The organism is Staphylococcus sp. GDY8P94P, from assembly GCF_017892255.1.
GTDB lineage: Bacteria > Bacillota > Bacilli > Staphylococcales > Staphylococcaceae > Staphylococcus > Staphylococcus cohnii.
Map to the genome: position 1 here is coordinate 103,860 of NZ_JAESKU010000007.1, position 16,020 is coordinate 119,879.

The window sequence follows — 16,020 nt, forward strand, 5'->3', positions numbered from 1 at the left end:
CTATTTCTCCTTTAGTTAAATACCTTCTTCGGTTTTATTTCATAAGGCTTCTCAGGATGTGGTGTATAAATTGCTAATGCCTTATTATTTAGTGTATCAAACATCACAACCAACGTATCTATGGATTGGTCAAAATCATTCGTATTAAATTTTTGACCATTCAATATTTTAAATCTTTGACTTTCATTTGAAATGCTGATTTTTTTCAAACCTCTCAGACCATATTCTATCGGAAAAAGTTTTTCCTGTAATGTTTCGTGCTCATGTAATGATTGTATATCTTCGATTGTAAGACTATTTTCAATATCAAAACCACCACTTTGTATCCTTGTTAATTTGGACATATGTGCTGGTAATTCAAGTGCTTTTCCTATATCTGTTGCCAACGTTCTAATATAAGTACCTTTACCACATTTTACTCTGATATCAAACTGGCAACCTTGATTTTCAAATCGTAGTTCAGACGCCCGCTTAATGTCGAAAATCTCGACTTCTCTTGAAGGCCTATCGACTGTTTCATTTTTCCTTGCATATTCATAAAGCTTTTTACCGTTAACCTTCACTGATGAATACATCGGTGGGATTTGCGTAATTACACCTTCAAAACGTGCTAAAGTGCTATCTATTTGTTCCTCATTAAGTGCGTCTTTATCAATAGCCTTTTTTTCTAAAACTTCACCTGTCTGATCTTCTGTAGTGGTACTAAAACCTAAATATACAGTTGCAAAATAGGTCTTTCCCATTTCCATAATATAATCGCTCACCTTAGTCGCTGGACCTATACATATGGGTAATACACCTGAAACTTCAGGATCTAATGTACCAGTATGCCCCACCTTTTTGGTTTTTAAAATTTTCCTTAATTTAAATACAACGTCATGGCTAGTTAAGCCACGTTCTTTGTACACAGGTAAAATACCGTTATACATTTTAATGTCACCTTCAATCGTCCTTTTATTGTCATTCCTTACTTATATTAACACGTCTCAATAAAGAAATGGTTATAAAAAAGCTGAAACAAACATCTCAGTGAATGTTTGCTTCAGCTTTTAAAATTAATCATTTTTGTGTAAATCTTGTATCATTTTTTCAATTTTATTTCCGTAGTCAATAGACTCATCGTATTCAAATTTTAAATCTGGTACAATTCTTAAACGCATTCTTGAACCAATTTCAGATTTGATAAAACCTTTTGCTTTCTCTAAACCTTTAAACGTATCATCAATTTGTTTATCATTACCAAGTACAGTTAAATAAATTGTTGCAATAGATAAATCATTCGTTAATTGGACTTCTGTTATTGTTAGGAAACCAATTCTAGGGTCTTTTACTTTATTGTTAACAATGTCCATGATTTCTTGTTTCATTTGTTCGCCAACACGTTCAGCTCTCATATTCATATATTTCACCTCACAAATATCATTCATACATGTATATTTATCTTACTTAAAGATTATATGACAGTTCATTTCACAAGGTCAAACAAACTTCATTCTTTATTTACTCAAAAAAATTTAATTGCTAAATCAATTATAAATCAAAAAGGTAATTGTTATAAAACGATAAAACATTATTTTCATTACAGTTAGGCACAATTATATTTCCTAAGTGTTATAGACTGAAACTTTATTACATTTTTATTTTTAAATGCTGCGGTAGTTTATAAAATTTACATTGAATTTTATAAATGATTACTATTTAAGAAACAACTAAGTTTTTAATTTATTTTATATTGTTTTACACATTATAGAAAATATCATGCTATAATTCAAACTAATAAAATATGAATTTTTCTATTGAAATTGTTAGGAGCGTGTATACTTGGATAAATCAGAAAGACTACTTTATATTTTCACTCGTCTATTTAATGGGAAAAAATTAAGCAAAGAAGAACTCGCACAACAATTAAATGTTAATGTAAGATCAATACAGCGAGACTTTAGTGATATAAACAATTTTTTATATGAAGACCATGAATGGGAAGGACTAAATGCAAGAATTGTTTATGAAAACAATATAGGCCGACATCGCATAAGAATAGATCGCTATAAATTTAAAAATAATCGGTTACTTAATCTGCTATTTAGAATGAAAAATTTCACGCCCAACATTCATATCGATACATATAATTTAATTAGAGGCCTAAACAGTAATTCGAATCTAGCTGAAAAATTTTTATCTAATACATTACTCAATCAATTTACAATCAATCACGAATTAACAGAATCAACACTTATTTATAAAATACAACTTGCCATACAAAATAAACAGATTATTTCGCTAAATGATGTTGATCATCAAACATATAAAGTTGTACCAGTATATACAAGACATTTCAAAAATAAATATTGGATTACTTATATATATCAGAACAAAATTTATACGCAAGATTTAAATTCAATACTTGATATTCATCAATTTGATGAAGCTTTTGACGAAAATATTTTTCTACAAGTCCCGACTGTCACTATGAAATTCCGTTCATCTATATGGGAACAAATTCAACGTCAATTTATAGTACTGAATGCTCAAAATAACGAAGCATTCATTGAAGCTGAACTTATTATTTCAAAAAGCGAATGCCTACATTTAGCATATGAATATCCTCAAGAAATCATTTTATTAAAGCCAGATCATTATGTGGAAGATTTCAAAAATAAAATCAAATCGTTATTTAAGCATTATCATATTTAACGACATACTAAAAAGGCCGGGACATAAATCCCATTCTCAAAATAAGAGGGCAAATCCTTAACAATGGATTTGTCCTCTTTATATTTAAAATATTATAATTTTGATCGTGCATGCTTGCCTGGGGATATGGTTCGAGCCTGTAGTCTCTCGCTCATATCATTTCTCCGGGCGTCAGCACAATGCAAAATCGTTTGGAATATTTATCAAGATACAAAAGCAAAGGCTCATTTGAAACAATTCATTAACTCTAATATATGGATGAAGTTCTTATTTTATAAAATTAATAACATGAATTAGCCAGAAATCATAAGTAATAAAGAATTGGACCTTTTGATATGAGAATAATACGCGATTTTGACCGTGCATACTTGCCTGGGCTATGGCTCGAGCCTGTAGTCTCTCACTCATATCATTTCACCGGGCGTCAGCACAATGCAAAATCAGTACAATTTGCATTTTTTATTCAAAAAAGAAGGGCCTTTCGTATAATTTAATAAACACTACTAAACCAAATTAACGAGGTGCCTTATGTATAAAGATTATAACATCAATCATATTATACGAATGTGATGATTGTTTAAAATGTCCACTTAAAAATTTGTGTATGAAAAACAATTCAAAAACGAATAAGAAGATAATGAAGTATTTTAATTGGGAGTATTTTAAATCTCAAATTAATCAACAGCTTTCATAACCAGAGATTAAAAATCTACAGTCAAAGAAAAATTGATGTAGAACCAGTTTTTGGATTCATGAAGGCTATTTTAGGTTTCACTCGAATGTCAGTTCGAGAGATAGACAAAGTCAAAAGAGAATTAGGGTATGTCCTAATGGCATTGAATGTAAGGAAAATAGTAGCTCAACGAGCTACACTATTTGATAAAAATAAAGAAAACGATAATTTCTACATTATTTCAATAGAAATTATCGTTTTCTTTTTAGTCAGAGACATTTATGTCCCGAACCTTTTCAGTCATTTCAATTTTACTAACGTGATAATGCTTCTTTATATTGGATAGCTTTAAGTTTTCTTATAAAATCCGAATTGCCTAACTCTCGCTCTTTTTTTTGTTGTTGATTCCACTTATAATAATCTATTTTATTTAATGACTCTTTCTTTTTTAAACGCTTAACATGTTCTTTATAACTCAATACATTACATGCAGTGATGTGTCTATTCTGTTTAGATGAAAGCACAAACAAATTGTCAACAAGGTATTGATGTAATGCACTATTAGTAAAATTTTTAAAAATTGAAATAAAGAGTTCTTCTTCACTTACAATATAAATCCGTCTCTTATCATCATTTATAATTTTTAATAATAGTTCAAAATTCATAACTTGTGATGGTAGATAATGATTAAATGTTAAAAAATCTTTTGGTATACCTGCTGTATGCCCAGTTTGATATGGAAAGAAATTCATAACCATCACTCTATTTGGATTAATATTAAATTGCTTTAATATAGACCCATTGCTATAGATATATTTCTTAAACCAACAATGATGATCTATATAAGGAAGAAATACTTTTTGACCGTTTAAATTCAACTCACCTTGGATATCTTGCAATATTCTATTACGATAATGTACTACCATTTCTTCTGGTAATGAAGGGTCATTAATTATAAAATCATTCTCAGCCTTTTTTTTCAAAATCACTATATCTGCTATTTCAGGATTTCCAAAATATGGTCTTGCTATGGCTGGACTTAATACTGCATCATTTTGTACAATTCGTTGTCTATGCTTATTAATTTTCACTTTCCCATTTGCAAAATCAATCAACTTTTTAAATCTTGGGATATTGCTAAAATCTTCACCAAAATTTCTTTTGAAGTATGCTAAATCTTGTGGGTGTAGGAAAGCGGTTGTGTCATGTCTTTTTATTATTTCATTTAAAGTATCTAAGTCATAAATAGAGTTATATTGATCCAAGTATTCTTGCCAAAATTCATTTATTTCTTTTAAGTATTCACTCATCACTTATAACCTCGTATTTATGCTAAGTTTAATTAAGTACATAGACAGTTAGTGTCCAGATTAAGGTAACAAGCAATTTTACTTAAACTTTTTTAACTCGTTCACAACGCTTAATAAAAGGCTAAATTTTCAAATAACTATGCACTTAAAGCTAAACATTAAAATAAATTATAAAAATAAACAATTATTTTAAATGATTCAAAGTTACACATGCTCTTACCCAAAAGATAACATATTTAAAAGAAAAAAACCGTAAGCTAACACTATAAGTTAGCCTACGGTTTTATTTTTCTTATTTATTTAAAATAACTATCTTTATCTTTTAATTTCAACCATTTCGAAAGCTTCTATAATGTCGCCTTCTTTTAAATCGTTATATTTTTCAATTGTGATACCACATTCATAGCCTTGGGCTACTTCTTTAGCATCGTCTTTATAACGTTTTAACGTGTCCAGTTCACCTTCAAATTGAACAATACCATCTCTGATAACACGGACACCCGCATTTCTCGTAATCTTACCATCTGTAACATAACTACCAGCAATTGTACCTACTTTTGAAACTTTAAATGTTTGACGTACTTCTGCTTGGCCAATCACTTGTTCTTCGTACTCTGGATCTAGCAAGCCTTTCATTGCAGCTTCTATTTCTTCAATAACGCTATAAATGACGCGGTGTAATCTCATGTCTACACCTTCTGTTTCAGCTGCACGTTTGGCACCTGTATCAGGTCTTACATTGAAACCAATGATAATACCATTTGATGCATTCGCTAAGGTCACATCGGATTCGTTTATCGCACCTACTGCAGTGTGAATAATACGAACATTAACACCTTCTACTTCAATTTTCATTAATGAAGCTGCAAGTGCTTCTACAGATCCTTGGACATCACCTTTAATGATGACATTTAAATCTTTCATTTCACCTTGTTTCATTTGTTCAAATAAATTATCTAGTGAAACGCTCTTACTTTCTTGACGTTGTTGTAAAACATTGGCTTCATGACGTGCTTCTCCAATACGTCTTGCTTGTTTCTCATCTTTAAACACAACAAAACGGTCCCCAGCTTGTGGTACATCATGAATACCTGTAATTTCAACAGGAGTAGATGGCTCTGCAGATTTAATTCTTTGACCTAAATCGTTAACCATCGCACGAATTCTACCATACGTATTACCAACAACCAATGCATCTCCGACATGTAGCGTACCATTTTGTACTAGAAGTGATGCAGATGGACCACGTGATTTATCTAATTCTGCTTCTATCACTGTACCCACTGCTTTTTTATCAGGATTAGCTTTTAGTTCTTGTATTTCAGATGTAAGTACAATCATTTCTATTAAATCTTCAATACCATCACCGCTTAAAGCAGAAAGTGGTACGAAAATTGTATCGCCACCCCAGGCTTCAGGAATCAAACCATATTCAGTCAATTCTTGCATTACTCGGTCTGGGTTAGCAGTTGGTTTATCAACTTTATTAACAGCTACAATTGTTGGTACATTTGCCTCTTTGGCATGATTAATAGCTTCTATCGTTTGAGGCATTACACCATCATCTGCTGCTACTACCAAAATTGTAATATCAGTTACTTGTGCACCACGTGCACGCATCGTTGTGAATGCAGCATGTCCTGGTGTATCAAGGAAAGTGATTTTTTTTCCGTCATTTTCAATTTGATAAGCACCAATATGTTGTGTGATACCACCAGCTTCACCTGCTGTTACTTGTGTGTGACGGATAGAATCCAATAATGTTGTTTTACCATGGTCAACATGTCCCATAATAGTAACGACTGCTGGTCTTTCTACTGCATCTTCATCTTCAGATTCATCATTAAAATAAATTGATAAATCTTCTTCATCAATAACAACTTCTTTTTCCACTTCTACACCATAATCATCAGCAATCAATTCTAATGTTTCATCATCTAATGCTTGATTAATGTTAGCCATTATTCCTAATAAGAATAACTTTTTAATAATTTCTGAAGAATCAACATTAATTTTCTCAGCAAGTTCTCCAACCGTTATACCTTCTTGATAAGTGATGTTTGAAGGTATTTCTTTTGGTTCTTCCTGTTTAGTTTGTTTGTTTTTATTGTTATTTTTATTGTTCTTGTTGTTCTTCTTATTTTTGTTATTATTTTTATTATTTTGCTTGTGATTTTGATTACTATTATCTTTTTTATTAGCATTAGACTTGCTATTTGATGATTTCTGTTGATTTTGACCTTGTTGTTTTTGTTCTGATTGATTGGATTTCTCTGGTTTATAAACTTTATCTAATGCTTTTATTTGGTCGTCTTCTAACGTTTGCATATGGCTCGTTACCTCAACGTCCATCTTCTTTAATTCATCTATAATATCTTTACTTTTTAATTTTAAATCTTTGGCGTATTCGTAAATTCTTATTTTACTCATATAGTCACTCCTTACGATATTCATCTATCATTGACACTAACTTTTTAGCAAAGCCTTGATCAGTGATTCCAATGTTAACTCGTTCTGCTTTACCTAAAGCTTGTCCTAATTCAGCTCTCGTTCCAAATATACGAAATGATATATGGTAACTTTCACACTTGTTCTGAAACATTGTCATTGTATTTTCAGAAGCATCAGTTGCAATAATTACGAGCTTCAATCTATTTTTCTTAATGTCATTTAAAATGACTGATTCACCTGTTTTAACTTTTCCAGCACGCATTGCTAACCCTAAAAAATTCACGATTTTCTCTATAGTCATTTAGGTATCTCTTCACGATAAATAAGACGTATAATTTCCTTATATACAGGATTTAGAGTTTCTGCATCAACCTTAAAGTATTTTTCTAATACACCTTTTTTTTGTGCATCTTCTACTAATTTAACATCTTTTGATACATATGCACCACGACCTTGTTGTTTTCCAGTCGCATCAGCAAAAATTTCGCCTTCTTTATTAATAACAACTCGAATCATATCTTTTTTAGGGTGCATGTCGTTTGAAAGTATACATTTACGCATTGGAATTTTTTTCTTTTTCATAAAGCTCACTCCAATTTATTTTTCAGCGTCTTCTTCATCCAAGCTATCTGTTTCATCATCTTTTTTGAAGTCATTAATTTCTGTATTAACGTCTTCTAAATCAATGTCTGTGTTTTGTTCAATATTTTCAACATCCTCAGTTTCAATCGCTTCATCTGTAGGATAAACGCCTTCAGCTCTAGCATCACTTTCTGATTTTATATCAATTTTCCAACCAGTTAATTTGGCAGCTAAACGTGCGTTTTGTCCACGCTTACCGATTGCTAAAGATAATTGATAGTCAGGCACAACAACAACCGTTGATTGGTTTTCTTCATCAACAATAACTTGTAGTACTTGAGAAGGGCTTAAAGCATTTTTAACAAATACCTTCGGATCTTCATTCCATTGAACAATGTCAATTTTTTCGCCGCCTAATTCTTCTACAACCGCTTCAACACGGGAACCTTTAGCACCTACACATGCACCTACTGCATCGATATCTGGATTATCTGAATGAACGCTGATTTTTGAGCGATCTCCAGCTTCACGAGCAACTGATTTTACAATTACTGTACCGTCAAAAATTTCTGGTACTTCTTGTTCAAACAAGCGTTTTAATAATCCTGGATGGCTACGTGAAACGTAAATTTGAGGCCCTTTTGTAGTTTGCTCTACTTTATTGACATATACTCTAATTCTCTCATTAGGAATGTAGCTATCATTAGGGCTTCTTTCAGCTTCAGATAAAACAGCTTCTGTGCGTCCTAAATTAACGTATACATAACGATGATCGACTCTATCAATGAGACCATTAACAATATCGTCTTCTTTATCGATAAACTCATCATATAATATTTCACGCTCAGCATCGCGTAAACGTTGCATTACAGCTTGTTTCGCAGCTTGTGCACCTACACGTCCAAAATCACTTGGCGTTACATCTTCTTCGTAGATATCACCAACTTCATATGCTGGATTTTTAACTAGTGCTGTACTTAAGTCGATTTCTTCTCTATTATCCATTACTTCTTCTACGACTTGTTTACGAGCAATCACATGAAATGTACCTTCATCCATGTTTAACTCAACGCGTACACTTCTTGCACTGTCATAGTTCTTTTTATATGCAGTAATCAGCGCTGCTTCAATTGCATCAATTAAAACTTCTCTTGGAATCTTTTTTTCTTTTTCTAAATATTCAGTTGCTAATAATAATTCATTACTTGACACGATTTATCATCCTCCTCATCACATTAAAGCATTACAGCATGACGTGCTTTAGCGATTTTATTTCTTGGAATTTCAACTTGTTTCTTCTTTGATTTTTCTTTTACTTCCATAATAATCGTTTCACTTGTTACTTCTTTTAAGATACCTAACCATTCTTTTCCACCTTCAATAGGAGCATATAAAGAAACGTATATCGGTTTTGAAACAGCATTTTGGAAATCTTTTTCTTTTTTTATAGGTCTTTCAGCACCTGGAGAAGCTACATCTAAATAATACATTTCTTGAATAGGATCTTCTTCATCCATAACTTCACTAATCTTTTCAGAAGCTAGGGCGCAATCGTTTAAATCGACGCCACCTTCTTTATCAATGGATACTCTTAAGAAGTAATCTTTTCCTTCTTTTGTGTATTCGACTTCAACTAATTCGAAATTTAAGTCGTCAAGGACGGGTTGAATAATTGATTCAACTTGCTCAGTTACTTTACTCATACTGACCTCCTTTTTTGGCAAATAGAAAAGAGCGGGTATAACGCCCACTCTTCCTGCCTGAGTCTAATTTTTTAAGCAATATTATTATACCATATGTTTATTTCCTATACAAACAACTATATCTTTTCATATAGTATGACAATAACTAATATCAAATTTTTATACATTTAACATTTTGATATTCAATTTCAATCACTATATTGCACGATTACATATCAAATATTGATAATTGTGCTTTATCTGGCAAGTCAGGTAATGAACCAAGTTCGTCTAAATACTCAATGACTTTTTGTGACAAGCCAGCTTTTTTATTTAAATCTTCTTTAGATAAAAACGGTCCCTCTTCACGTGCTTCAACTATGCGTTGCGCAACGTTTTCTCCTAATCCAGGAACAGCAATAAACGGTGGAATTAAACTATCATCTTCAATGATAAAATCAAATGCTTTGCTTTTCTCTAAACTTATCGGTTGCATACGATAACCACGTTGCGCCATTTCATTCATGATTTCTAATACAGTTAATGTATCTTTTTCTTTTTTGGCTAAATCCATGTAGCGTGAATACATATCGTTTACTGTATTTCGAATACCTTCTTTATCTTTAATCATTGAGATTAAATCAAAATCAGATGCACGCACCGTAAAGTAGCTTGCATAGTAGTAAAGTGGGTAATGGACTTTGAAATATGCAATACGTACCGCCATCAACACATATGCTGCAGCATGCGCTTTGGGGAACATGTATTTAATTTTTCTACATGAATCTAAATACCAATCAGGCACTTCATTGTCTACCATTGCTTCAACCATATCATCCGTAAGCCCTTTACCTTTACGCACAAATTCCATTGTCTTGAAGGCTAGTGAAGGTTCTAAACCGTTATACATTAGATAAACCATAATATCATCACGACAACAAATGACACTTGATAAATCGCAAGTTCCTGAGCGTATTAAATCTTGTGCGTTACCTAGCCAAACATCCGTACCATGTGATAATCCAGATATTCTAACTAATTCTGAAAATGTAGTTGGTTTGGTATCTTCTAACATTTGACGAACAAATCCTGTACCAAATTCAGGCACACCAAATGTACCAGTTTTACATAAAATTTGCTCTGATGTTACACCTAATGGTTCTGGTGAACTAAAAATCCCCATGGTTTCCTTATCATCAACAGGTATCGTTTTAGGATCAATACCTGATAAATCCTGTAACATACGGATCATGGTCGGGTCATCGTGTCCTAATATATCCAGTTTCAATACGTTATCATGTATTGAGTGGAAATCAAAATGTGTTGTCATCCAAGCTGATGATTGATCATCTGCCGGAAATTGAACAGGTGTAAAATCGTAGATATCCATATAATCTGGGACAACGATGATGCCACCTGGATGTTGTCCTGTTGTACGTTTAACACCCGTGCAACCTTTCACGAGTCTGTCAACTTCAGCTCCTCTTTTATGAATGCCTTGATCGTTTAAAAATCCTTTCACAAAACCGAAAGCTGTTTTTTCTGCCACCGTACCAATAGTACCGGCACGAAAGACTTTGTCTTCACCAAACAATTCTTTTGTGTAATTATGAGCTTGAGGTTGATACTCACCACTAAAGTTCAAGTCGATATCAGGCACTTTATCACCTTTGAAGCCTAAGAAAGTTTCAAAAGGAATATCTTGCCCTTCTTTAATCAATTCACAACCACATGTGCCACATTTTTTATCTGGTAAATCAAAACCAGAGCCAATGGATCCATCGTTAAAGAACTCACTTTCTTTACATTGTGGGCAAATATAATGCGGTGGTAATGGATTAACTTCTGTAATTTCAGTCATTGTCGCTACAAAACTCGAACCTACAGAGCCACGTGAACCTACTAAGTAACCGTCATCCAGTGATTTTTTAACAAGTCTTTGCGAAATCAAATATATAACAGAGAATCCATTCCCAATGATACTTTCAAGTTCTTTCTCTAATCGGTCGATTACAATTTGTGGTAAATCTTCGCCATATAATGCTCTGGCATTGGCATAGCTCATATCTCGTATTTCATCATTAGCACCTTCCATACGCGGCGTATACAATTCATCTTTTATCGGAACTACACGTTCGATACGGTCTGCTAATTCATTCGTGTTTTTAACAACTAGTTCATGTGCTTTTGCTTCACCTAAGAAATGCAATTCATCTAACATTTCATCTGTTGTTCTAAAGTGTGCCTCAGGTAAAGTACTACGATTTAACGGGTTACCTGGCTGTGATGCAATTAAAATTTTTCGTGCAATACCATCATGTTCGTTTAGATAATGCGCGTTCCCTGTAGCAATGACAGGAATATCATTTACATCTCCAGCTCGAATAAGGCGTTGATAAATTTCATGCAACGTTTCATTATCTCTCACCAGTTCTCTATCTATTAAATCTTGATATAATGCAGGTGGCTGAACTTCGATGAAATCATAGTATTTTGCTATTCTTTCCACTTGAGATTGATCTTTTTGCATTACTGCAGTAAATACTTCACCTTCATCACATGCAGAACCAACAAGAATACCTTCTCGATATTCATCTAATAGTGATCGTGGAATTCTAGGTGTTCTATAATAATATTTAACTAAAGATGCACTTACTATTTTAAATAAATTTTTCAAGCCTTGTTGATTTTGCACAATAAGCGTTACGTGATTTGGACGTGCACGTTTATACGCATCTTCATTAGATAACGATTTATTAATATCTTGATGATTATAAACTTCCGCTTCTTCTAATTGTTTTAACATTTTTATAAAAATATAAGCTGTTGCTTCAGTATCATAAATCGCTCTGTGATGCTGTGTTAAATCTACACCATATTTTTTAGCTAAGAAATTCAGACCATGCTTACCATATTCTGTGTTGATAGTTCTGGAAAGTTCAAGTGTATCTATCACACCATTCGTTGATGCACCTAGACCAGTTTTTTCATAACCGGTATCTATGAATCCCATATCAAATGATGCATTATGTGCTACAAATATCGCATCACCGACCCACTCTTTAAACTCTGTTAATACTGTTTCAATTTCAGGCGCATTGACGAGCATATCGTCTGTGATATGCGTTAAATTCTTGATTGTTTCAGATAAACGTTCATGTGGATTACTAAAACGTTCAAACTTATCAATGATTTCTCCTTCTTTTACTTTTACAGCTGCGAGTTCAATAATTTTATCATACTGATTAGATAAACCTGTTGTTTCAACGTCAAAAACAACGTATGTTGCAGTTTTTAAATCAATATCTTGTGGCTTGTAAGCTATAGGCACACCATCATCAACCAACATGCCTTCCATACCATATATCATTTTAATATTATTTTTTTCAGCTGCAGCATGCGCATCTGGAAATGCTTGAACCACATTATGATCAGTAATTGCAATCGCTTTATGGCCCCATTTGGCTGCTTGGTCTACATATGCACTTATATTCGGAATGCCGTCCATCTGACTCATGGATGAATGCAAATGAAATTCTACGCGTTTCTCATCTGCTTTGTCTTGTTTAACTGCTTTTTTTATTTCTTCAATATCTGACATCATCATTACTAAGTCACGTACAAATGTGTCTTCTTCTATTCGACCTTGTGCTCGTACCCATTTACCAACACTAAGCGCTTTAAAATGAGCTAAATCATCTTTATTTTTTCTAGTGAACATTTTCAACACTAATGAATCGGTGTAATCTGTAACTTTTAATTCAACTATATGACGTCCGCTTTTCAATTCTTTTAAATTAATATCAAAGATAACACCTTCTACCGCAACTTTAAATTCTTCTTCGATAATTGATTCAATAGGTTTTACATTTTCTATTTGAATCGGTTTACCAATTTGACATTTAGCTACAGCACTTTCGTTATTATCTTGTTGTTTGGCTTTTTCAGCGCGCATCTTTTCTAACTTTTCAGTGGCTTCACGAGCACTTTTCTCATCTTCTTGTTGTATATGTGCCTCTAATGATGCTAAATCGTCTCCATTTGAAGTATGATCAGTTTCAAAAATGATACTACTGATTGCAAATCCACATTGTTGAAATGCTTTAATCAAACTCCCATTGCAAGCTTTATCAAAATGATCCCGTTCTATATCATTCTGACACATGACTTTGAGAACATCACCTGACATAATTAAGCGCTTTTGCTTAAGCTGACCTTTTACTTTTGGTGATAATTGCGTTTGATCAATACAATAACTAAAGTATTTCAAGGCATATTCGTCTTGATTCACTTTATTCGTAACTGTAAAATTACAATCAACTTTGGCAATTGTTTTAAATTCTTCAGTGATTGCATTCATAAATAACAGATAATCTTCTATTGGTAAAAAATATGGAAATGTTATCTGAAATACCCAAATACGATCAGTTGTTTTAACATCTACACGCGTTAATTCACTTTGTGCTAAAATTTCTGGATCCAAATGATCTGCAATTTTAATTTGATCAGCTAAGACTTTAAATTTTTCTTGATTTGTCATTGACATGACGATAACCACCTTACTATTAATTACACTACGTTACTATTTCCAATCATTTCTTTAACTGTCGCGTATGTATTTTTTACATTATCTATCTTATAACGGAAAATCATTAATTTCTAATACTTAAACTCTACTACTTTTACAATATGGTTACTAATAATAAATAAGAGCGGAAATGAAATCAAATATGACTCATTCGATTTCGCTTTCCCGCTCCCCTAAATAAGGCGACTATTTACCAAATTACAGGTTAATCTTAAAAATTCAACTTACCCATATACAAATATATTCATTGATAAAAATGATATTTGCTCTTAATTGTTTAACATACATATCATTTGTCATAGCAATTACTTTTTAAAAGTAAATTGCTGACTTATATACTTAGGTATAAGTCATTAATATAACGATTTAAGTTATCAATTTGAACATCTTCACTTTCACCTGTATCACGTCGTTTAACTTCTACGATACCTTCTGCAGCATTTTTGCCAACTACTACTCTAATTGGTAACCCAATTAAATCAGCATCATTAAATTTAACACCTGCACGTTCTTTACGGTCATCATATAGTACATCGTATGTTTCTTTTAATTGTGTATATAGTTGATCGGCCAATTCACGTTGTTCTTCTTTTTTAGGATTGATTGTAATTAAATGTAAATCAAATGGCGTCACTGATTTAGGCCATATAATACCATTTTCATCATTATTTTGCTCAACAATCGCACTTAAAGTTCTTGAAATACCTATACCATAACATCCCATTAATAAAGGTTTGGCTTTGCCTTGATTATCTAAGAATGTTGCATTCATTGCTTCAGAATATTTTGTACCAAGTTTAAATACTTGCCCGACTTCAATTCCTTCAGCAAATTTAGCAACACCTGATCCATCAGCTAAGGCTTCACCTTCTAAAATAAATCTAAAGTCGCCATACGCTTCTATTTCAAAGTCACGCCCTACATTTGCATTCAATAAATGGTAACCATCTTCGTTAGCACCTACAACAATATTATTTAAATCTTTTATAAAGTTATCAGCATATACTTTGATATTTTTATCAAAAATTGGTCCAAGTGAACCAGGAGATGCGCCTAATAAATTTTTAATTTCATCTTCTGTTGCTAATTCGATGTGATCAGTACCAAAGAATGCTTTTAATTTCACATCATTAATTTCATGGTGACCACGTACAAGTACCATAATAAATTCACCATCGACATTAAATACCATAGATTTTGTAATTTCATCCAATGGCTTTTCTAAAAATGTTGCTAATGCTTGTGCTGTATGTACTTGAGGTGTTTCTATTTTTGTTAATGGTGCTGCATCATCATGTTTTTCATCAGGATGATATACAACCTCAGCTTTTTCAATATTGGCAGCATAATCACTATTTTCACTATAAACAATTGTGTCTTCACCAATTTCACTTAAAGCCATAAATTCGTGTGTATGGCTTCCACCAATAGCACCTGAATCTGCAACTACTGGTCGTGCATTAATTCCCACACGTTTAAATATGCGATCATATGCGTGATACATATCTTGGTAGGTTTCATCTAAAGAAGTTTCATCCGCATGAAACGAATATGCGTCTTTCATAATAAATTCACGACCACGTAACAGCCCAAAACGAGGACGTTTTTCATCTCTAAATTTAGATTGTATTTGGAATAAAGTAAGTGGTAATTGTTTATATGATTTAAGCTCATCTCTTATCACAGACGTTATAAGCTCTTCATGTGTTGGCCCAAGTGCAAACTCACGACCATGTCTATCTTTTAAACGCATCAGTTCTGGACCATACGCATTCCACCGACCTGATTCTTCCCATAGTTCTGCTTTTTGTAACGCAGGCATTAAAATTTCCACAGCATCAATACGTTCCATTTCTTGTCTTACAATTGTTTCAATGTTATTCAAAACTTTTGCAGCTAACGGTAAATAGCTGTATATGCCACTCGTACTTTGTTTAATTAATCCTGCTTTTAGCAAAAGTCTATGACTTAAAGCTTCAGCTGCAGCCGGTACTTCTTTCATCGTTGGTATAAAAACTTTAGATTGTTTCATTTACATGC

At 32.7% G+C, this 16,020-nt stretch carries 11 protein-coding genes and 1 pseudogene; 2 read left to right on the plus strand and 10 right to left on the minus strand.

The features are described 5' to 3' along the window. Positions 1–11 precede the first annotated feature (11 nt). Complete coding sequence (truB, locus tag KA926_RS03920) at positions 12–929, minus strand: tRNA pseudouridine(55) synthase TruB (RefSeq protein WP_192946717.1); 918 nt, start codon at positions 927–929, stop codon at positions 12–14. 126 nt (positions 930–1,055) lie between these two features. After that, positions 1,056–1,400 (minus strand): 30S ribosome-binding factor RbfA, encoded by a 345-nt coding sequence (rbfA, locus tag KA926_RS03925; RefSeq protein ID WP_019468695.1) that lies wholly within the window; start codon positions 1,398–1,400, stop codon positions 1,056–1,058. A gap of 421 nt (positions 1,401–1,821) precedes the next feature. Here rbfA and KA926_RS03930 point away from each other — a divergent pair, with 421 nt between their 5' ends. Further along, positions 1,822–2,694: an HTH domain-containing protein gene (locus KA926_RS03930; protein WP_107521388.1), complete on the plus strand. Its 873-nt coding sequence runs from the start codon at positions 1,822–1,824 to the stop codon at positions 2,692–2,694. 556 nt (positions 2,695–3,250) lie between these two features. Then, positions 3,251–3,690 (plus strand): annotated as a pseudogene (locus KA926_RS03935) (transposase); the annotation flags it as partial. On the opposite strand, the gene KA926_RS03940 reads toward KA926_RS03935, so the two are convergent. The 8 genes from KA926_RS03940 to KA926_RS03975 form a co-directional block, all read right to left on the minus strand. Continuing rightward, positions 3,682–4,677, minus strand: a complete 996-nt coding sequence (locus tag KA926_RS03940; protein WP_226957014.1) for a hypothetical protein — start codon at positions 4,675–4,677, stop codon at positions 3,682–3,684. The pseudogene KA926_RS03935 and the gene KA926_RS03940 overlap by 9 nt on opposite strands. Positions 4,678–4,992: 315 nt before the next feature. Further along, positions 4,993–7,107, minus strand: coding sequence for a translation initiation factor IF-2 (infB, locus tag KA926_RS03945; protein WP_192946719.1), 2,115 nt, complete (start codon positions 7,105–7,107; stop codon positions 4,993–4,995). Positions 7,108–7,111: 4 nt separating this feature from the next. Further along, on the minus strand, positions 7,112–7,429 hold the full coding sequence (locus tag KA926_RS03950; RefSeq protein ID WP_019468439.1) for a L7Ae/L30e/S12e/Gadd45 family ribosomal protein: 318 nt from the start codon (positions 7,427–7,429) through the stop codon (positions 7,112–7,114). Beyond that, positions 7,426–7,710 (minus strand): RNase P modulator RnpM, encoded by a 285-nt coding sequence (rnpM, locus tag KA926_RS03955; RefSeq protein ID WP_019468440.1) that lies wholly within the window; start codon positions 7,708–7,710, stop codon positions 7,426–7,428. Before rnpM ends, KA926_RS03950 begins: the two co-directional genes overlap by 4 nt. A gap of 15 nt (positions 7,711–7,725) precedes the next feature. Further along, the gene (nusA, locus tag KA926_RS03960) at positions 7,726–8,922 is read right to left on the minus strand and encodes a transcription termination factor NusA (protein ID WP_107384967.1); all 1,197 of its coding nucleotides are present in this window, start codon (positions 8,920–8,922) and stop codon (positions 7,726–7,728) included. Positions 8,923–8,945: 23 nt separating this feature from the next. Further along, a complete protein-coding gene (rimP, locus tag KA926_RS03965; protein WP_019468442.1) occupies positions 8,946–9,413 on the minus strand; it encodes a ribosome maturation factor RimP in 468 nt (155 codons plus the stop codon). Between the two features lie 208 nt (positions 9,414–9,621). Further along, the gene (locus KA926_RS03970) at positions 9,622–13,938 is read right to left on the minus strand and encodes a PolC-type DNA polymerase III (protein ID WP_210143636.1); all 4,317 of its coding nucleotides are present in this window, start codon (positions 13,936–13,938) and stop codon (positions 9,622–9,624) included. Positions 13,939–14,311: 373 nt separating this feature from the next. Continuing rightward, positions 14,312–16,012, minus strand: a complete 1,701-nt coding sequence (locus tag KA926_RS03975) for a proline--tRNA ligase (protein WP_210143637.1) — start codon at positions 16,010–16,012, stop codon at positions 14,312–14,314. Positions 16,013–16,020 lie beyond the last annotated feature (8 nt).

What these genes read in the sequence shown, in the direction of transcription:
- truB (WP_192946717.1), bottom strand. Translation starts at nt 929, where the DNA reads ATGTATAACGGTATTTTACCTGTGTACAAAGAACGTGGCTTAACTAGC.
- rbfA (WP_019468695.1), bottom strand. Translation starts at nt 1,400, where the DNA reads ATGAATATGAGAGCTGAACGTGTTGGCGAACAAATGAAACAAGAAATC.
- KA926_RS03940 (WP_226957014.1), bottom strand. Translation starts at nt 4,677, where the DNA reads ATGAGTGAATACTTAAAAGAAATAAATGAATTTTGGCAAGAATACTTG.
- infB (WP_192946719.1), bottom strand. Translation starts at nt 7,107, where the DNA reads ATGAGTAAAATAAGAATTTACGAATACGCCAAAGATTTAAAATTAAAA.
- KA926_RS03950 (WP_019468439.1), bottom strand. Translation starts at nt 7,429, where the DNA reads ATGACTATAGAGAAAATCGTGAATTTTTTAGGGTTAGCAATGCGTGCT.
- rnpM (WP_019468440.1), bottom strand. Translation starts at nt 7,710, where the DNA reads ATGAAAAAGAAAAAAATTCCAATGCGTAAATGTATACTTTCAAACGAC.
- rimP (WP_019468442.1), bottom strand. Translation starts at nt 9,413, where the DNA reads ATGAGTAAAGTAACTGAGCAAGTTGAATCAATTATTCAACCCGTCCTT.
- KA926_RS03970 (WP_210143636.1), bottom strand. Translation starts at nt 13,938, where the DNA reads ATGTCAATGACAAATCAAGAAAAATTTAAAGTCTTAGCTGATCAAATT.
- KA926_RS03975 (WP_210143637.1), bottom strand. Translation starts at nt 16,012, where the DNA reads ATGAAACAATCTAAAGTTTTTATACCAACGATGAAAGAAGTACCGGCT.